The 18858-nt window shown below is 41.8% G+C and carries 16 protein-coding genes; 7 read left to right on the forward strand and 9 right to left on the reverse strand.

Annotated elements, in window-relative coordinates:
* The first annotated feature begins 134 nt into the window (after positions 1 to 134).
* Positions 135 to 2144, forward strand: a complete 2010-nt coding sequence (locus Q0037_RS05510) for a penicillin-binding protein (protein WP_297516470.1) — start codon at positions 135 to 137, stop codon at positions 2142 to 2144.
* 479 nt (positions 2145 to 2623) lie between these two features.
* Here the strand turns inward: Q0037_RS05510 and Q0037_RS05515 are convergent, their stop codons facing one another.
* The 8 genes from Q0037_RS05515 to Q0037_RS05555 form a co-directional block, all read right to left on the reverse strand.
* Entirely contained in the window at positions 2624 to 2848 is a 225-nt protein-coding gene (locus tag Q0037_RS05515) for a hypothetical protein (protein WP_297516472.1), read from the reverse strand.
* 35 nt (positions 2849 to 2883) lie between these two features.
* Positions 2884 to 5661, reverse strand: a complete 2778-nt coding sequence (locus tag Q0037_RS05520; protein ID WP_297516473.1) for an outer membrane beta-barrel protein — start codon at positions 5659 to 5661, stop codon at positions 2884 to 2886.
* A 124-nt stretch (positions 5662 to 5785) separates the two neighbouring features.
* A complete protein-coding gene (locus tag Q0037_RS05525; protein WP_297516475.1) occupies positions 5786 to 7447 on the reverse strand; it encodes a hypothetical protein in 1662 nt (553 codons plus the stop codon).
* A gap of 12 nt (positions 7448 to 7459) precedes the next feature.
* Positions 7460 to 8386, reverse strand: coding sequence for a PstS family phosphate ABC transporter substrate-binding protein (locus tag Q0037_RS05530; RefSeq protein WP_297516477.1), 927 nt, complete (start codon positions 8384 to 8386; stop codon positions 7460 to 7462).
* 241 nt (positions 8387 to 8627) lie between these two features.
* Complete coding sequence (locus Q0037_RS05540; protein ID WP_297516481.1) at positions 8628 to 9431, reverse strand: energy transducer TonB; 804 nt, start codon at positions 9429 to 9431, stop codon at positions 8628 to 8630.
* 28 nt (positions 9432 to 9459) lie between these two features.
* On the reverse strand, positions 9460 to 10026 hold the full coding sequence (locus tag Q0037_RS05545) for a biopolymer transporter ExbD (protein WP_297516483.1): 567 nt from the start codon (positions 10024 to 10026) through the stop codon (positions 9460 to 9462).
* Positions 10027 to 10042: 16 nt separating this feature from the next.
* Positions 10043 to 10672, reverse strand: a complete 630-nt coding sequence (locus Q0037_RS05550; protein ID WP_297516485.1) for a biopolymer transporter ExbD — start codon at positions 10670 to 10672, stop codon at positions 10043 to 10045.
* Positions 10673 to 10708: 36 nt separating this feature from the next.
* Entirely contained in the window at positions 10709 to 11527 is an 819-nt protein-coding gene (locus Q0037_RS05555) for a MotA/TolQ/ExbB proton channel family protein (protein WP_297516487.1), read from the reverse strand.
* A 468-nt stretch (positions 11528 to 11995) separates the two neighbouring features.
* Here Q0037_RS05555 and Q0037_RS05560 point away from each other — a divergent pair, with 468 nt between their 5' ends.
* Together Q0037_RS05560 and Q0037_RS05565 are read left to right on the forward strand one after the other, a co-directional pair.
* Positions 11996 to 13276, forward strand: coding sequence for a PKD domain-containing protein (locus Q0037_RS05560; RefSeq protein ID WP_297516489.1), 1281 nt, complete (start codon positions 11996 to 11998; stop codon positions 13274 to 13276).
* Positions 13273 to 13635, forward strand: coding sequence for a cupin domain-containing protein (locus Q0037_RS05565; RefSeq protein ID WP_297516491.1), 363 nt, complete (start codon positions 13273 to 13275; stop codon positions 13633 to 13635). Before Q0037_RS05560 ends, Q0037_RS05565 begins: the two co-directional genes overlap by 4 nt.
* A 137-nt stretch (positions 13636 to 13772) precedes the next feature.
* On the opposite strand, the gene Q0037_RS05570 is transcribed toward Q0037_RS05565, so the two are convergent.
* Positions 13773 to 15119: an NAD(P)/FAD-dependent oxidoreductase gene (locus tag Q0037_RS05570; RefSeq protein WP_297516559.1), complete on the reverse strand. Its 1347-nt coding sequence runs from the start codon at positions 15117 to 15119 to the stop codon at positions 13773 to 13775.
* A 128-nt stretch (positions 15120 to 15247) separates the two neighbouring features.
* Between Q0037_RS05570 and Q0037_RS05575 the strand changes: the two genes are divergently transcribed.
* From Q0037_RS05575 to Q0037_RS05590, 4 genes are read left to right on the forward strand one after another with little or no spacing between them, the layout of a single operon-like run.
* Complete coding sequence (locus tag Q0037_RS05575; protein WP_367274080.1) at positions 15248 to 15910, forward strand: flavin reductase family protein; 663 nt, start codon at positions 15248 to 15250, stop codon at positions 15908 to 15910.
* Complete coding sequence (locus Q0037_RS05580; protein WP_297516492.1) at positions 15900 to 16043, forward strand: DUF2256 domain-containing protein; 144 nt, start codon at positions 15900 to 15902, stop codon at positions 16041 to 16043. Before Q0037_RS05575 ends, Q0037_RS05580 begins: the two co-directional genes overlap by 11 nt.
* A complete protein-coding gene (locus tag Q0037_RS05585) occupies positions 16040 to 17317 on the forward strand; it encodes a DASH family cryptochrome (RefSeq protein ID WP_297516494.1) in 1278 nt (425 codons plus the stop codon). The genes Q0037_RS05580 and Q0037_RS05585 overlap by 4 nt, the downstream gene beginning before the upstream one ends.
* On the forward strand, positions 17305 to 18843 hold the full coding sequence (locus Q0037_RS05590; RefSeq protein ID WP_297516495.1) for a cryptochrome/photolyase family protein: 1539 nt from the start codon (positions 17305 to 17307) through the stop codon (positions 18841 to 18843). The genes Q0037_RS05585 and Q0037_RS05590 overlap by 13 nt, the downstream gene beginning before the upstream one ends.
* The last annotated feature ends 15 nt before the right edge of the window (positions 18844 to 18858 follow it).

Genomic DNA, 18858 nt, shown 5'->3' on the forward strand with positions numbered 1-18858 from the left:
TTCCCATATTACTTTCCATTTTAAAATTTATTTTAATGATTATCGTGAATAGTATACTCTACGTTGTTGTCCTTTTTGTTATTGCTTTAGTGTTAATTTTTTTAGGTGATTTGTTTAATAAAAAATAATAAAATATGGTTAGAGAAAATAATAGTATAAACTACCGTATTTATTTGGTGTTCTTACTTATTTTATTATTTGCTATAGCTATAGTATGTAAACTCACTTCTATACAATGGAAATACGGAGCATATTATAGAAAATTGGCCGAGCGAAATACTATTAAGACTTTTATTGTTCCTGCCAACAAAGGTAGTATCTATTCTTCAGACGGGAGTTTGCTGGCAATATCTATTCCAGAATATACAATAGCATTCAATGCAACAATACCCAGTGATAAAAATTTTAATGGTAAAGTGGATTCGTTATCTCACTCGTTATCAAAATTATTTGGAAAACCACAGTCATATTATTATTCAATACTTACTAAAGCAAAGCAATCGAAAAGGAGGTATGTTGTTATTCAGAATAAAGTAAATTATTCCAATTATGTATTAGTAAAAAAACTGCCATTGTTCAACTTAGGTAGCTACAAAAGTGGATTAATTGCAGATTTACATACTATTCGAGCTTATCCGCTAGGTGCTATTGCGAGACGAACTGTAGGGTACACAAGTATTGACAATAAAGGTAATTCAATAACTTTTGGTATTGAAGGATCTTATGACCAATATCTCAATGGTAAAGATGGTAAAATATTGAAACAAAAAATTGCTCATGGAGAGTATAAGCCTATCAGAGATGAGAATGAAGTTGAACCGATAGATGGCTATGATGTTATTTCAACTATTGATGTTTATATTCAAGATATTGCACATCATGCCTTGTTGGATGCTTTAAAAAAATTTGATGCTGAACATGGTTGTGTAGTTGTTATGGAAACGAAGACAGGTTTTGTGAAGGCTATTGCAAATTTGGGTAAAGGAACTGATTCAAAATATTATGAACAACTTAATTACGCTGTAAGGGAAAAAGGGGAGCCTGGTTCAACCTTTAAACTTGTTGATATGATTGCCTTATTGGAAGACAAGAAAGTTGATACTAGTAAAGTATATGATCGTAATGGAGGCTTGATAACTTTTTTTGGAAAAGATGTTGTAGATTCACACAGAGATGGACCACAAAGAATTTCATTAGCCAAAGGTTTTGAAATATCCTCAAATACAGTATTGGTTAAAGCTGTTTATGAAAACTATAAGAACAACCCAAAACAATTTGTTGACCGTATTAATAATATGGGGCTTAATAAACCATTAGGATTGTGTATAAAAGGAGAAGGAATACCCTTTGTTCCTCAACCCAATACCCCAAAGTGGAATGGAATATCATTACCATGGATAGCGTTTGGTTATGGTGTAGAAGTAACTCCTATGCAAACCTTGACTCTTTATAATGCTATTGCCAATAATGGGGAAATGATAAAACCACAATTTGTATCTGAAATAAGAGATAAAAATAAAACCATCAAAAAATTTGAAAAAGAGATTATCAATCCCAAAATATGTTTTGAAGGAACTGTCAAGAAATTAAAAGCCCTATTGGAAAATGTGGTTAAGAAGGGAACTGCAAAAAGTATTTACTCTAAAAATTTTTCAATGGCAGGTAAAACCGGAACCGCTCAAGGTAATTATGGAATTAATAATGGAGTGAATAAGCATTATATATCCTCATTTGTAGGCTTCTTTCCTGTAGATAAACCAAAGTTTTCATGTATTGTTGTTATACATAAACCAAGTACCAAAAACAATAATTATTATGGGGCAGATGTTGCTGGTCCAGTGTTTAAAAGAATAGCTCAAAAAATTATTACAGATTTACCAATTAGTGATAATGTTGAAGAATTGAATAAAAAAATTAAAAAACAAGAACAAAATTATTCAAGCTATTCGAAAAATTTGACTCTTAACAACCAATTGATTCCTAACCTAAAAGGGATGCCAGGTATGGATGCTATTGCATTATTAGAAAATAAAGGTCTAAAGGTAAAGCTTAAAGGAAATTTATTAGGGAAAGTAAAAAGTCAATCGATAAAGCCTAATGTAGCTGTTCGAAAAAGCAATACTATTGAATTGATATTACAATAAAATTTTTAATCTTTTTAAAGGTTTATAATATTCTAAGTAAAATGTGATTGGGTGTATTGAGATTTGTGAGGTTACAGTTACTACCCCACTACAAAAAACTATGCTGGTAAATCAATCCGGCTTCTTTTTTTTGAAATTTTGCTGAAGCTCCCTCTAAAGTGATTGATTTCAGCAGTTGCATGTCTTGATAATTTTGAACATTGAATTGACAATTTTCTAGATCAAATCGGAGTGATTGAATGAGGTAGCTTCTAATGAATACTAGCTCCTTTTGTATGTTGTAAATTCTAGGCACTAGAGGAGTGGGCTTCGATTGATGCTTCACGTTGAAGAACGGAAATAAATATGTAGTACTGAGGATTTCTCTCAGGGAAAATGCTACAATTTTACTTTGGTTCTACCAAAAATAAAAATGACATTTAAGGTGATTATTTAAACCACAGTTTAGTTACCTGTGGAGTGACAAGGAGGGTTGTACTTCACAAGACACGTATCAAAGGAGCCGTTTCCCAAAACTCCGCTCCTACAGCTGACGCCCAAAGTACCGCCGTAAGGCCATACATCATGAAGGGAGTACTTAAGTAACGATGGTAGGCATACAATACATGTTGGGTCATCACCCGCGCCAACACCGCGAGCAACAACAACACCCCCAGACCTAGGCTAAGGAGGAATCGTATATCAAACTGTGTGGTCGTGTGCATAACGTAAAGAATAGTGGAATAATTAGACTCAATTTCTACCAATATTGACGGCGGCCTTGCTTTTTTTCCTTGCCCAATTGGTCCAACTTGTAGGTGAGCGAAAACATCACGTAACGGCGCAATACCACATTTTCTTCATCGCGAATCGCTGTGGCTGTAATCGTACGGGTGGCGTTTTGGTTTTGGTTCAAGAGGTCATATACCTTCACTTTGGCGGTAAAACGCTTTTGGTAAAAACTGTAGGCCAAACTCGTATTCCACAAATAAAAATCCTTGCGAAAACCGTCGGCGATATTGGAGTTGTACGTATACCCAAAATCGTTACCAAAGACCCAGTTGGTAGGCCAAAATAGGGTCGTTTGCAGGTTCACGCGGTGCAAATAATTGGTGGCCGCATTGACCACATAATTGGTGTACTCCGTAATGTTTCGGGTAAATTGATACGAGGGATTGAGGATTAGTTTTTCACCGTATTCGTAAGTAAAATTCACCCGTGGGTTCAAGGTCACCGTACGGGCTTCAAAAGCGTTGCCGTCGGTAATCCCTTTGCTGAGTCCGAAATTCATCGCCCAACGCAATTCGTAGCGAAATTTGTGGGCCTCTTTTTTATAGGTTTTGTTCCAATACACTCCCGTCCAACTGTTGTATGTGCCCGAGACATTAGTATAGGTCGTGGTCCGCTTACGGCTTGCATCAAACGTAGTCGCCGAAACAATCTGGGTGTCGTAAACATTACCACCCGCATAAAATCCGTAGCTCGAACGCGAGGCATAATCAAAATCCCGAAACGATACGTAAATATAATGGCGTAGGGAAGCGTCCAAATTCGGGTTTCCAATCGTGGTATTCAACGGGTTGGCCAAATCCTCTACGGGCAACACCTGACTCCCCCGCGGAAGTTCGTTGTCATACGAATACGTTCCCCAAATATTTCGCGATTTAGACAGACGCAAATTCAAGGTCGCTTCTACAAAGGGCACAAAAAACGTACGGTTGGTGGGAGTCGTAACGCCTAAATAATCCATAGCCGCATCCATCGTACTCCATTGCGGACCTACATTGAAAGACGCGTTCCACACCGATTTTTCCAAAACCAAACCCGTGGTGGGTCGAAATACTTGTTGCTTGGTGCGCATGGCATTGGTGAGTAAGGGATTGGCTTGCGTAAAATCATTGGTTATTGGATCAAACTCTTGGGAGTCGCGGCCGTTTTTTTCATTGGTAAACTCATGATAGACATTGTTCACCCACCGCAGCGAGTCCTTTACGGGTTCGTAAAACTTCAAGTCGTACGAAAACTGATTCACCCGATTGTAACTCGTATTGCGCTGGTTTCGTATATCGTCGGGTTGGCTATTTTGGTAAAAAAGGGTTTGCGAGTCCACAAGATTTTGGGCATCATCTTGTTGATGATCTTGGTAAAAAACGAGGGCTACATTGCGTCCTTTCCGACGAAATGACTTGGTAAATGTGGTGGTATTTTCAAACGAGGTCGCCGTATTTTCGGAAATAGAGGATGAATTACTCTCGTTGAGCAATTGCGCCGAAGCATCCCGCGACTCTTGCCGAGAAACGTTGGTACTCTGACCCAAGGAACGGCTCCATTTGGGTTCCATGACCACTGTAAAAGTCGAATCGATGGCCCACTCGATATCGCCTGAGACATTGTGCGCGGTGGCTGCATTTTTATAGGATGCTTCCGAGGCGGTTTCGTAATTCCCCGAAGGCAAAAAGTTGATTTGTCGCGTGCGGCTGTTGTTGCGGGTATTGGCTTCACTAAAAAAGTAACTCAAGGCAAGGGGACTGTCCTTACGCCATTCGTCGGCATAGTTAACGCCCGCCAAATGGGATTGCGTGATGCCCGTATTGCCTCCAAAACGACGGCGGTTGACAAAAAACGAACCGTTGTCACCGACCCAAATATTGGAATTGCGGCCGCCGCCCATATTATCAAAAATCTCGTCCATAGAAAAACCGGTCGCATTGATGTTGTTGGACGAAGCCAAAACGCTTACTTTACGGTTGTTGTTGAAATAATTGATAAGTCCACTGCTTTCGTAGCGGTTGCTCGAACCCGCTCCGGCCATGACTTTTCCGAACCAGCCTTTGTTTTTCTTTTCGTCGATAGTGAGGTTTATACTGGCGTTGTTGGAGGCCGCAACGGCTCCTGTTTTTTCCTCTTGTTTGGTTTTGGTGTCGGTAACTTGCACTTTGTTAATCATTGAGGAGGGTAAGTTTTGCAAAGCAATTTTTCCATCCCGGTCAAAAAAGGGTTTCCCGTTAACGAGGATTTGATTGACTTCTTTCCCGTTGACGGTAATTTTTCCTTCGGCATCGATTTCAACACCAGGCAGTTGCTTGAGCAAGGCTTCCACATTAGCATCGGGCCGCACTTTGAAAGACGCGGCGTTAAACTCAAGCGTATCTTTTTTGATCCGAATGGGCGGTGTTTCATTTTTAATCACCACTTCATCGAGGGTTTGAGCCGCGGGTTGGAGTCCGATAATCCCCAAATCTTGCGTGGTGGTCAAATTTTTTAAGGTCACTTTATAGTCTTGATAGGCTACAAAGGAAATTTTCAAAATAACGGGGGTATTGCTTTTTTTTAGGGCAAAATCAAAGGTTCCATTTTTTTGACTGATGGTGTATTCAATTACGGTAGAATCTTTGGGGTTGGTCAAATAAACGGTCGCCGATTCGATGGGAATACGTGAGTCTTGGTCGACAATAGTTCCTTTGAGGTGAATGGTTTTTTGGGCTGTTGCGGTAACAAAACAAAAAATAAAGAACAGGACAAACCAATTTTTAGGCATAAAGCTGGTGTAAAATACTAGAACGCGAATATCCTATTTTATTGTGAATAGACTATAGTAATCCCTCATTTTAACATCATAAAAAAACCCGGAGGTGATCCGGGTTTTCTATCATTTAGAGAAATTATTTCAATACTTTAAGCGATTCCGTGGCATACGCATTGGTAGGATCCAAGGCTAAGGTTTTGTTTAGCAACTCTTTGGCTTTTGCTTTGTCGCTGTTGGCGTAGAAGGAAGCCATGTTGTTGTAGGCTTCGGTCACCTTGGCTTTATTTTTTGTGATTTCCTCGGGACCTTTGGCGGTTAAGGCATCCAAATACTTTTGGTACGCCTCTGTCATAACATCATCTTTGGCCATTACACTGTTGATTCGTGCTTTGTACAAATACGCTTCTGGATATTCGGGTTTGGCGGCAATCACATTGTCCATTGCTTTATCGGCATTGGTCAAGGCGGCTACGTCAATGGTTTTGGCATCTTTCCCGCGATTTACGGTGTGTACACACAATCCATAATAGATGTTGTCTTCAAAGAAATTTTTGGAAGTAGTGTTCAAAATAGCCGCTTCAAAAACACCAGCAGCCACTCCGTACAACTTTTGTCCAAAGTACGCTTTTCCGATTTCGTTCAAGCCATTGGCCACGTTCATGTCCATTTCTACCGCTTTCTTCAGATTTGCAACCCCTTGTGCTAATAACGTTGCGTCTATAGTTTTACCATCGGCTCCAATTGACTTTTTCACTTGCGCCAAGCCCAAGAAATAGTAATCCCCACCGATAATTTTATTGGCTTTGCCTAAGAACTCCGTCAAGGCGTTGATCGCTTCATCGGTGTTGCCGTTTTCGTAGGCAGCATATCCAAGGTATCGAAGAATACGCGGATTTACTTTATCCATTTTCTTCATTTCCAAGGCTTCTTTTTCCAATTCTTTGTACTCTTTAGCCAAGATCAAAAAGTCAGCATGACGCATACGAGAAGACAAAGAGTAGTCGGTAAGACTCATGTATTTTTCGTAGTTGGTTAACGCTTTGGCAATGTTTTCCTTGTAGGTACCCGGTTTGTTGTTCGCCCATAAATAATAGGTTTCTGCCAACTCACGGTACACGGGACCATAGTTAGAATCGATACTCACCACTTCGTCGTAAGCTTTAACCGCTTCGACGTAGGCCTTGGCTCCTTTTAAAAGGACACCCAACTGCATTTTGGCACGAATCAAATTTTTATCTGTGTTGTAAGCATCGCGATACGCCGAATAAGCATCGTTTTGATTTTTTAACCCATAATACGCATCGCCCATTACCAATTTCACATTGGGATCGTTGGGATTGGCTAATTTAGCTTTTTCCAAAACCGCAAGTGCAGCTTGATAGTCAGGCTTGTCGGTATTCATATACGCTTGCGCAATGTAAACGTATTCTTCTACTTCTTTTTTACGCATTCCTTGAGTCGCCAAGTCAAATTTGGATTTGGCTGCCGCCGCATTTCCGGCTTCAAGGTCTAACTGCCCTAATCCGATGTTGTTGAATTTACCTCCTTCAGCTGCGGTTAATCCTTTATCAAAAGTAATTTTGGCCGAGTCTTCCACACTTTGCTTGAGGTAAACGTTCCCCAATAGGAAAGCAGCCTTACCATCGGCAGGTTTGGTTTTTATGATGGACTTTAAAATCGATTTTGCCTTATCATATTGTTCAGCATCAATGGCTTTCTTGGCCTGATCTAAGTCCTGCGCTTGTGTGGCGGCAGTGGCAGCGAGAAAGGCTACGCTGAAAAATTTAATCGTGCTCATTGTTCTTTGTATTTAAATTTTTGTTTTTTCAATTTGTTTTCGGGTTACAATCTTACGACCGGGTTCCCGTATGGGGGCAATGCCTGATTTTAATACGATGCGTTGCCCTTTGTCGCCGGCAATGAAAGAGGCAAATCCGATACCGAGTCCTTCATACCCTTGACAGTTGATGATGTACAAAACACGTGCCAAAGGATAAGCGTTAGTCCCCAAGGCTTCTTGGGTGGGATACGCAATTTTCCCGTTAGCTTGTTGCACTCCTAGTATTTTTACTTTTTCAACCCAAGGTTTTAAGGTAGCATTGGGTTCAAAAAGCCAATTACTTCCCACTAATCCAATCATACCCTCATGTTCGGCTACGTATTGAATCACCGCTTGGGTATTTTTTTGCGAATATACGCCTTCCGAAGGCAATTGTGTAATTCCGGCTTTTTCCATCATATAGCGAACCGTTCCCGAATTGGGGTTGTCAAAAACGAGGCCTTTCAGCGCTTTGTTCTTGCCTTGTAAAAATCCAATAAGAGTTTCTAAATTCACTATCGTATCTTGCGTATTGGCGGCTCCAATTAAGGCAACACCATCGAGCGCAAACGGAGTGGTTCTCGGGACAATGCGTTGCGCTTTGAGAAATTGGGTTTCGTTGGTATTTAGTTTTCGGGAGAGAATGGCTATGCCTGATTTGGCTTCCGATAACTTCTTAATCACAGAAACTTCGGAAGAAGGCTCAAGGGTTATTGAAGCCTCATACGTCGTTTGAAACACCAACTGTTGGTCTTCAACGATAGGCAACAAGGACTCGTCAACCCAAATCGTTGCTTTTCCGCGAAGTATAGAGTCTTTTTGGTTTTCGGAGGTGTTGGGCTTACAAGAAATGAAGAATCCCAGCGTTCCGAAAAACACCAACATCACATATGTTAGGATTGCATAAATTCTTTTCATGACTCCTCAGTCGGTTCGGACGAATTAAAAAAGCGCAAAAAACGAAAGAAGGCATACACGATAAGTAGTCCTCCAAACATTAAGCGGTAGTTGTCGTCCATGTTTAAGGGAATCTTTTTCCAAAAAATGATCATTAACCCTAATGTTAAAAAAAAAAAAAAAAACAAGATTCCCATAAATAGAAGAAATCGCTCTTTAAGCGATTTCTTCTTGTATTGCATTACCCATTTCGTAAGCATGCTTATTCCTCTGGGGTTTCGATTTTAATAGGAATTTGGTACGAACAACGAACGCGTTTTCCGTTTTGTTCCGCAGGGGTCCATTTTGGACTCTTACGCAGCACACGCTCGGCTTCTTTCCCTGTTCCATAACCGATATCGCGTAATACTTTGATGTCGGTTAATGACCCGTCTTTCTCCACAACAAAAGAGACAAACACTTGTCCTTTTAAGCCGGGTTCATCGGGCGCTTGGTAATTGTTTTTGATGAAGTTGTAGAACTTCGCAATACCTCCTGGAAATTCGGGTTTTACTTCAATCCCTGCCGAGTTGTAGATGTTGTTATCTTCTTCAACTACCTGACTAACGGGCCCGTTACCAGGGTCTTCAACTGTAGGAATTGCGTTTGGATCTCCTTTGATATCCTCTTTCCCTAAATTTTTATCCTTGATTTCTTCAATCTTTGGAGGCTCTTCGGTTATTTCTTCCGTTTTGGCAACTACCGGCTTCACAAACTTCACCTGATCCACTTTCGGAGGTGGTGGTGGCGGTGGGGGTAATTCTTCCTTCGGTTTTTCCTCTTTAGGGGGCATTTTCACCGTTTTAATTTTGGTATCGATGGTAGCCGAATCGTCTTCGGTTGCTGCACTAATAAATTCAGCAATTTTAGGTGTCGCTACAGCAATCGAGAAAATCACAGCTCCGATGAAAAAAGCCCGTAAGTTGGTATTTCCGTCTTTAATACGTAAATCGTAAGCACCATAACTCTTGTTACGTCCTTCGAAAACGATATCCAACCATTGTCTTTTTAATAAGTCAAGTTTCATACGTTATACTTTTGTACTACAAGAGTGGTTATTTTTTATTCAATTTATCAGCCAACGCTTTTTCTTCTGGAGAAAAATCGTTTACGATCGCATAAGTGGGAACTGAGCAAATCGCCATTTCATCCAAGATATCAACCAAATTACGGTAGGTAGACTCTTTGGTAGGTTTGATAATCACAATTAACCCTTTGTCTTTGTTCCCTGTAACCTGTGGCACTGACTCAACGCGCTTTAAGATTTCCTTACGGATTCCTTCGCGACCGTGGGTAGTTTGGGTGGGTTTTCCTCCCGCTTCAGGAGCTTCCAACAACCCGTGAAACCATTCAATTTTATTGTCATCACCCAAAATAATGGTCATGGTACGGCGTTGATCTACTTTAATATCTTTCTCTTTGGTTTTGTCCTCTTCTTTATCGGGCAATCCCAAATCCATCGCCTGTGGTTTTGACAAGGTGGTCGTCAACATAAAGAAGGTGATCAAAAGGAACGCCAAGTCCACCATAGCTGTTAAGTCTACTTTGGAGTTTTGTTTTTTACTGCGTACCTTACCACTCCCTTTTTTGCCGCCACCGTCGTTGGTATTTAATTCAGCCATTTCTTATGTATTGGGATTAATAATTTTTACCTCGAAGACCCGTAACCAGATTGAAACTGTTTACCGATTGTTTCTGAAGCTCGTCCATCACTTGTTTGATGCGCGGATATTGCTCTTCTGCATCGCCTTTAATTGCAAAATTCAACTGCTCTCTTTGCACATCGATATTTGCTTGGCGTGACGTATAAATCCAGTCTCTCAACTGATTGTTCTCATTGTTCTTGATCGTATCGTGAGGAATACCGGGTTGTACCCCTTGCTTATTACGATCTGATCCTTTCATAGCGATCAATTGTTTCAATCCTTCGATCGGAACGCCAAATTCATCAATCAAGCTGAATTCTTGGATTTCGTTTTCTGTAAATTGAATACCATATTTAGCGCCCATTAACTCGAGGGTTTTTTTGCGAACTTCTTTCCCTTTGATTCCGTAGAACACTTTGTCTTTTCCACCAATGGTAATGATGGCTAAGTTTTCTTCTGGCAACTTGGATTGTACCGTTGAATTGGGTGTTTCTACCTGAAGCGGTTCCGGGTTTTTAGCGGTAGCCGTAAGGATAAAGAATGTAAGCAAAAGAAACGCCACGTCACACATCGCCGTCATATCAATCGACGCTGCTTTTTTGGACATTTTTACTTTTGCCATAATATACTCTTTTACTTTATTATAGGTTACCCTAAATTATTTCAAGCTTCCTTTCATTTTACGGTACTGGTTTACAATAGCGGTACCTGCCTCATCGATAGAATACGTTAAGGTATCGATTTTTGATGTAAATAAGTTGTATGTTACAATGGAAAGTGCCGAAGTAGAAATCCCGGTAGCCGTGTTGATCAATGCTTCAGAAATACCGTTTGCCAACATCGCTTGGTCAGGCGTACCTGCTGTTGCTAATGCCGCGAACGCTTTGATCATCCCTGTTACTGTTCCTAAAAGACCAGCTAAAGTTCCTAACGATACTAGAGTAGATAAGATGGTCATGTTTTTCTCTAACATTGGCATCTCCAAAGACGTAGCTTCTTCGATTTCTTTGTGGATCATCTCAGCTGCTTCTTCGCTAGAGAATCCTTCTTTTTTCACATCTTGGTATTTCACCAAAGCTGCACGAATTGCATTTGCTACAGACCCTTGCTGTTTGTCACAAGCCGCGATAGCATCATCAATATTTCCTTGAGCAATGCTCGATTGAACCAAACGCAAATACGCGTCTAAGTTTCCTTTTCCAGCTGCTTTTGTGATCACGAAGTAACGCTCAAAAGAGAATACAATCACCATCAACAACAATCCCATCAATACGGGTACGATAGGTCCCCCTTTGTAAACCATGGCTAAGTAGTTACCGGGTAGTGGATGCCCTTCATTGGTTCCCCCTTCGAAGTTAGATCCCGCACCCATGATGAACTGCCATACAAGCCATCCCACGAAAATACATAATACAATTACAATTGCGGAGAAATAGTTACCTCCATTTGACCCATTAGCGTTTTTTGCGTTTGCCATTTTTTTAAAAATTTTTAGTTTTTAATAATTTATAAGCTATTAGTTGTAAATAAACTTGAATTGGAGCAAATTTAATTTTTTACTTCAAAAAAAAAAACTTTTTTCGGCTTTTATAACATTCTATTAAAACTAAACAAAGAACCCTATAAACTTGAATAATTAGAGGGTTTTGCTAAGGATTTGACAATAATTACTTTAATTTTTTTATTCATAACATTCGCTTAACATTGTAAAAACGATGAATTACGACCGTTTAGTATTTAAAAGAGGGAGAAAATGGAATTTAGGTTGGAATTAATGCGAAAAATTCATCAATTTGCTTCTTTTCATGCATAAAAAAAAGGGTATCTTCGCCTAACATTAAATTATTTGCACTATGCCTTCAAAATCAGCTTTTTTAAAAACGATACAAAACGGATTTCTCTTTTTGAATGTAACCGTTTATTTCATTTATAATTCGAAAAAGGCATGAAAAAACCATTCAACTTCGGCTCGATTTCGTTTTATGTACTGCTACTATGGGGTTGCTTACTGCCACCGCTTTGGGGACAGCCCCTTACAAAACGCGTATTGTTTTTAGGGAATAGTTATACCAACACCAACAATTTACCTGGATTGATTGCAAGTGCAGCCCAATCGACCAATGATGTTTTGATCCATGAGAGCCACACCCCTGGCGGCTTTCGTTTATCGGATCATGCGGTCAATACTACTTCGCTGGCTAAAATTGCACAAGGTACTTGGGATTTTGTAGTGTTGCAAGAACAGAGTCAGCTTCCCTCCTTTCCCATCAACCAAGTCAATGCGCTGGTGTTCCCGTATGCAGAAGATTTAAACACCTTGATTACCACCCAAAATCCGTGTGCGGAAACCGTATTTTATATGACCTGGGGCCGGCAAAATGGTGACAGTCAAAACTGTGCGGCCCACCCACCCGTGTGCACGTATACCGGCATGGACGACTTGTTGCGGGAGCGTTATATGACTATGGCAACAAATGAAGCGGCTATCGTATCGCCTGTGGGAGCGGTGTGGCGTTACCTTCGCACGAATCATCCGAACCTCAACTTGTATAGTGCTGATGGGAGTCATCCCTCATTGTTAGGGTCGTATGCTGCGGCGTGTACTTTTTATACCACCCTTTTTCGAAAGGACCCAACGCTAATCAGTTTTGAATCGACCCTTTCGGCAACCGATGCGCAACTCATTAAACAGGCGGTAAAAACGGTTGTTTACAATCAGTTTCCCACTTGGTTTATTGGGACTTATGACCCGGTGGCTGCTTTTACCTACACGAATCCAACGGGAACGAGTGTTCAATTTTTCAATCAATCGATGGGCGCAACGAGTTACCTCTGGGATTTTGGGGATGGCACGACAGCAACTACGGCGCAACCCACGCACACCTATGCCCAAAATGGAATGTACACGGTTACGTTAACAGTAACACATTGCGGCATCACTTCTGTCTTGCAACAAGTGATTAATACTGCGGTATTGCATATTTCGCCCCCGAATCCTTCGCAAAATGGGGTGAATGTGAGTCCGAATCCCGTCACTACCACCTTAACCCTTCAAAGTAATGCATTGATTGAGCACGTGAAGATATACGACGCGTCGGGACGATTGGTGCAAACATTGAACGGAAATGTAACTTCGGTGGATTTTTCATCTTTGGTCCCGGGCCTGTATTGGCTTTCCGTTGAAACATCGGAAGGAAGTCGTACACAAAAAGTTATCAAATCATGAAAAAATATCACATTCAAACGGCGCCTTTTGTGGTTCCCACGACTGATGGTAAGTTAATCGAAGAACATCACGGCCGTGTGGCGACGCAAAACGAAGCGATTTCAATTGCCCATATGATTGCGCCGCCGCATTGGAGTGAACCTTTTCAAACGCCTGAATTTGAGGAATACACTTATATTATTTCAGGGAAAAAGCAATTCATTATTGAAGGTGAAACGATTGTTTTAGAAGCGGGTCAATCCCTTCGCATAGCCGAAAACACGCGGGTTCAATACTCCAATCCGTTTGACGAACCCTGCGAATATATTTCGGTATGTCGCCCGGCTTTTGATTTTTCCAAAGTTCATCGGGAGGAGTAACGGGCGTGTTTTGCGCGAGGGGTGGCAACGGAAATCCTTGGCGGAGGCACGGAGCCAAGATTGCAGTGAACGACCCGACCCCGACTGGGATTTTAATGAGAAAGCAAAATGGGATTCGGGGACGCGCCCTATAAACATTAACCGTTTTGCAATAAGGAAATAATTTTGGTTTCCACTTCGGGGCTATTCCATTTTTGTGCGATATCGGGCATTTGCATGACTTGCTCCATGATGGCATTTTGGTAGTCGCCAATAGCCAAGGCTTCGGCATAGGGTTGCAAGCTAAAGGTCACACGACTGTAAAGGGGCATCCACAAATCGGGATGTTTGTCGGCGAACCATTTTTCGATTTTTTTCTGCAATAAAAACTGGGCATCGGCGGTTTTGGCGCTCATTTCCTCAAAGTTTCTACGGGAGAGTTCGGCGATCGCATCGGCATTGGGTTTTCGGGATTTTTCGTAGGCTCTAAAAATCGCATTCCAATCGTCGCCGTAGTGCTCGATCATTTGGTTGAGGAGCGTAATGTCTTCGAAACCGGCGTTCATGCCGTGGCCGTAAAAAGGAACAATGGCGTGGGCTGAGTCGCCAATAAGGGCCACTTTATCTTCGAAGGTCCACGGATAACACTTCATAATGGCCAAATAACTCGTAGGGTTTTTATAGAAATCACTCACCAAATCGGGAATGACGGCGGCGGTATCGGGGAAATATTCGGCAAAGAAATTCACCAGAGACGTTTCGTCTTTCAACTGTTCGAACGAGTTTTCGCCTTCAAACGGCATGAAGAGTGTACAGGTGAAACTTCCATCGAGGTTGGCCAATGCCATGAGCATGAAATGACCGCGGGGCCAAATGTGTAAGGAATTTTTGTCAATTTTGTGCGTCCCGTCGGGATTGGCGGGAATATGGAGTTCTTTGTAGCCAATTTTCATGAACTCTTGGGAGTAATCAAACATACTTTGGCGTTGCATGCGGTGGCGAATACGCGAAAAAGCCCCATCGGCACCGAAAACTTTATCGTATTTTAAATCGGTCCAAGCGCCTTTTTCGGTGGGTCCCATGTGCAAGGTTGCCTCGGCCAGGGTCACATCCCAAATACGGTGTTCAAAGAAGAATTCTACACCTGCTTCTTCGGCCAAATCAATCATTTTTCGGTTGAGAACGCCACGGGATAACGAGAAAATGGCTTCGCCTTCTTTGCCGTAGTATTGGTAGTTTAACTGTCCGTCTTTCAAGTGAATGGCGCGTTTGTCAACGGGAATTCCAATACTGCGAATCGCATCGTCCAATCCAATATCTGCCAACGTCTTCCAACCGCGATCGGACATCACCAGGTTGATGGAGCGTCCTGAGAATTCAACCGTACGAATGTCGGCACTACGGTCGTAAACGTGTACAATATGGCCTTGCTTTTTGAGATAAATCGCCAGGAGTGTCCCGACTAATCCGGAACCCACCACGGCAATTCGTTGTGGCGTTTGCATGGTATTGGTAAAAATGTTAGACAAAAATACTTAATAATATCCGAACGTTACCGTAACAGAAGTGCAAAATTACAGCAAAACTTAAAATTTGTTTAAACTTTTTAATATTTCATTAAACAAATTTATCTTTGAAGAAAAAAGCAATGAAAGTCTTTACCTCTTCGAACCTTGCCGCCTTATCAAAAGTAGAACGTTTAAACCTTGTCAACAGTTGCACCGGCTACAAGTCGGCTAACTTGATCGGCACCCTTTCGCCAGAGGGGCATGAGAATGTAGCAGTATTTTCGAGCATTACACATTTGGGTAGTGACCCCGCAATGTTGGGATTTATCGTACGTCCCACTTCGGTGCCACGTCATACCTATCAAAATATCAAAGGAACCGGGTTCTTTACGGTAAATCATATTACGGTGGAGCAAATGGAAGCGGCGCACCAAACCTCGGCGGCCTATGATCATGGGGTTTCGGAGTTTGACATGACGGGATTGACGCCAACGTACCGCGAGGGCATTGCAGTACCTTTTGTGACGGGGTCGCCTGTGCAATTACTTTGCCGCTATTTGAATGAATATCCGATCCATGAAAACAACACTATACATGTCATTGCGGCGATTGAAGCCATTTATGTTGAGGACAATTTAGTCACGCCCGACGGCTGGTTGCAATTGGACCGCGGAGATGTCGTGGCAATTAATGGTTTGGATGGCTATGCCCGTCCTAGCCTACAAGACCGATTTGATTATGCCCGTCCGAAAACCCCGTTAAAATCGCTTCGCCCCCATGCCTCATAAAAAAACCTTTTTACCCCAAAAAATATGTTTGGTTTGCGGACTCCCCTTTTCTTGGCGCAAAAAATGGGAAAAGAATTGGGAGTCCGTTAAATTTTGCAGTGACCGTTGCCGAAAAAATAAAAACACCCTATGAAACATCTCGTTTGGTTTCGAAATGACCTTCGTACCGAAGATCAATATGCGTTGTGGAAAGCCACAAAACACGCCGAAAAAGTGATCGGCGTATATTGTTTTGACCCTCGGCATTTTGCCATGACAACCTATGGATTCCCTAAAACGGGTGCGCATCGCGCTCAATTTTTATGGGATAGTGTTCATGAATTAAAACGCAATTTGGAAGCCTTGAACATTCCGCTTTGGGTGATTTATGGCGAACCCGAAATGGTGATTCCTGAGTTGGCGAAAACCCAAGGCATTACAAGCCTTTTCACTACGCATGAATGGACCTCGGAGGAACGAAAAGTGACTGAGGCACTCAAAGTTCAATTGCCCGGGATTGCATTCCACGAACTTCAAGACGGCTTTTTGTTTCATCCCGAAGACATTCCGTATACCTCGGCAAAAGAAGTTCCCGAAATCTTCACCGAGTTTCGTAAGAAATGTGAAAAGCTTTCAAAAATACGGGCGTTGGTCGAACCCAAAGCGATGCCGAAATCGAATTATGAAGAAACGCCTGAAATTCCCACTTTAGTCTCGTGTGGAATTACACCACAATCGCCTGATAAGCGCACGGCATTCCCGTTTAAAGGAGGAGAAAACAAGGCGTTGGCGCGCTTGGAAGATTACTTTTTTACTACCGAAAATTTATCCCAATACAAACAAACCCGCAACGGATTACTTGGCCCCGATTACAGTTCGAAGTTCTCTCCTTGGCTTGCCCACGGCTGCATATCGCCCCGAAAAATCTACTGGGAAGTACAACAATATGAGGCGGAAGTTTGCAAAAATGAAGATACCTATTGGTTGATTTTTGAATTGATTTGGCGTGATTATTTTCGGTATATTTCCCAAAAACATGGCAATAAAATCTTTCAATTGAACGGTATTGTCAAACAAAAATACGAGTGGGAACTTAATGCCCGAAAGTTTGAAAAGTGGACGCAAGGTAAAACCCCCGAGCCTTTTGTGAATGCCAATATGAAAGAATTGGCGGCCACCGGATTCATGAGCAATCGCGGGCGTCAAAATGTGGCGAGTTTTTGGGCCAAAGAATGGGAACAGGATTGGCGTGCGGGTGCGGCTTGGTTTGAATCGCTATTGATTGACTACGATGTACATTCCAATTATGGGAATTGGTTGTATAATTCGGGCGTAGGCAACGACCCCCGCGACCGGAAGTTTAATATTCGCCGACAAGCGGAAATGTATGACTCGAAAAACGAATACCAAAATTTATGGAATACGTAACCTTACGCTTGATTTTGGGTGACCAATTGAATCGTCAGCATTCGTGGTTTGATTCAAAGGACGACACTATTTTGTATATGATGGCCGAAATGCGTCAAGAAACCGATTATGTGAAGCATCATATACAAAAGGTAACGGGATTCTTTTTAGCGATGCGAGATTTTGCTCAAGAACTCCAAAACCAAGGACATCAGGTGCATTACATCCGGATTACAGATTTACTCGCTACAAAAAGTCTGCCTGAGATTCTCCAACATTGTATCGCCACTTACGCCATCCAAAATTTTGAATACCAACTCCCCGATGAATACCGTTTGGATGTGCAATTGCGAACCTTTTGTAAAAGCTTATCCATAACACATCAAGTAGTTGACACCGAACATTTTTACACGACTCGTGAGGAATTGGGACAGTTTTTTACCGGTAAAAAGCAATTCTTGATGGAGAATTTCTACCGTATGATGCGGAAGAAACATCAGGTGTTAATGGTGGGGAACGACCCCTTGGGCAACCAATGGAACTTTGATCACGACAACCGTTTGAAATTCAAAAATCAAGTGCCTGTGCCTCCTATGGCGGTTTTCCCGAAAGATGTCACAGCACTTCTCAACGAACTTGAGCAAGCCGAAGTGCAAACATTTGGTGACATTGAACCCAAGTGCTTTGCTTGGCCGATCAATCGAAAAGAAGCTTTAATGCAACTGAACTATTTCTGTGAACACTTGCTGCCGCATTTTGGCGATTACGAAGATGCGATGCATACCGAACAGGCGTTTCTTTTCCATTCGCGCTTATCGTTTGTGATGAATACAAAAATGGTAAGTCCGAAGGAAGTGGTTGATTGTGTGGTGCGGCATTATTATGCAAATCAAGAGACCATTACTTTGTCCCAAGTAGAAGGATTTGTTCGGCAAATATTGGGCTGGCGTGAATATGTTCGTGGAATCTATTGGCACCACATGCCCGATTACGCGCAACGCAATGCCTTGGATAATACTTATCCGTTGCCTGAAATGTATTGGACTGGAAAAACCAAAATGAATTGCATGCAACAGGCGTTGGGGTTGAGTTTGCAAAACGCCTATGCGCATCACATTCAGCGGTTGATGGTCATTGGTAATTTTTCCTTACTTACTCAACGGCATCCCGATGCGGTCGATGCGTGGTATTTGGGTGTCTATATGGATGCGATTGAATGGGTTGAACTTCCCAATACGCGCGGCATGAGTCAGTATGCCGATGGCGGAATTTTGGCCACCAAACCCTATGTTTCTTCGGGGAGTTATATTCAAAAAATGAGCAATTATTGCACGGGTTGTCATTACGATGTTAAATCCCGTACGGGCGACCAATCGTGTCCGTTCAACAGTTTGTATTGGAATTTTTTGGATGATAAAAAAGCCTATTTTGCCAAGAACCAACGCATGGCCATGATGCTGAATTTGCTGGGGAAAATCCAACCCGAAGCATTGTATGCGATGAAAAAAAGGGCTTCCGAAATTATCGAAAACCCAGACCTATTTTGATATTAGAAATTACAA

The sequence above is a fragment of the Flavobacterium sp. genome, assembly GCF_027482425.1.
In the GTDB taxonomy this organism is placed as follows: Bacteria; Bacteroidota; Bacteroidia; order Flavobacteriales; family Flavobacteriaceae; genus Flavobacterium.

Bases quoted from the DNA above. Each gene is read 5' to 3' on its own strand.
- Q0037_RS05510 (WP_297516470.1), top strand. From the start codon at position 135: ATGGTTAGAGAAAATAATAGTATAAACTACCGTATTTATTTGGTGTTC.
- Q0037_RS05515 (WP_297516472.1), bottom strand. From the start codon at position 2,848: ATGCACACGACCACACAGTTTGATATACGATTCCTCCTTAGCCTAGGT.
- Q0037_RS05520 (WP_297516473.1), bottom strand. From the start codon at position 5,661: ATGCCTAAAAATTGGTTTGTCCTGTTCTTTATTTTTTGTTTTGTTACC.
- Q0037_RS05525 (WP_297516475.1), bottom strand. From the start codon at position 7,447: ATGAGCACGATTAAATTTTTCAGCGTAGCCTTTCTCGCTGCCACTGCC.
- Q0037_RS05530 (WP_297516477.1), bottom strand. From the start codon at position 8,386: ATGAAAAGAATTTATGCAATCCTAACATATGTGATGTTGGTGTTTTTC.
- Q0037_RS05540 (WP_297516481.1), bottom strand. From the start codon at position 9,431: ATGAAACTTGACTTATTAAAAAGACAATGGTTGGATATCGTTTTCGAA.
- Q0037_RS05545 (WP_297516483.1), bottom strand. From the start codon at position 10,026: ATGGCTGAATTAAATACCAACGACGGTGGCGGCAAAAAAGGGAGTGGT.
- Q0037_RS05550 (WP_297516485.1), bottom strand. From the start codon at position 10,672: ATGGCAAAAGTAAAAATGTCCAAAAAAGCAGCGTCGATTGATATGACG.
- Q0037_RS05555 (WP_297516487.1), bottom strand. From the start codon at position 11,527: ATGGCAAACGCAAAAAACGCTAATGGGTCAAATGGAGGTAACTATTTC.
- Q0037_RS05560 (WP_297516489.1), top strand. From the start codon at position 11,996: ATGAAAAAACCATTCAACTTCGGCTCGATTTCGTTTTATGTACTGCTA.
- Q0037_RS05565 (WP_297516491.1), top strand. From the start codon at position 13,273: ATGAAAAAATATCACATTCAAACGGCGCCTTTTGTGGTTCCCACGACT.
- Q0037_RS05570 (WP_297516559.1), bottom strand. From the start codon at position 15,119: ATGCAAACGCCACAACGAATTGCCGTGGTGGGTTCCGGATTAGTCGGG.
- Q0037_RS05580 (WP_297516492.1), top strand. From the start codon at position 15,900: ATGCCTCATAAAAAAACCTTTTTACCCCAAAAAATATGTTTGGTTTGC.
- Q0037_RS05585 (WP_297516494.1), top strand. From the start codon at position 16,040: ATGAAACATCTCGTTTGGTTTCGAAATGACCTTCGTACCGAAGATCAA.
- Q0037_RS05590 (WP_297516495.1), top strand. From the start codon at position 17,305: ATGGAATACGTAACCTTACGCTTGATTTTGGGTGACCAATTGAATCGT.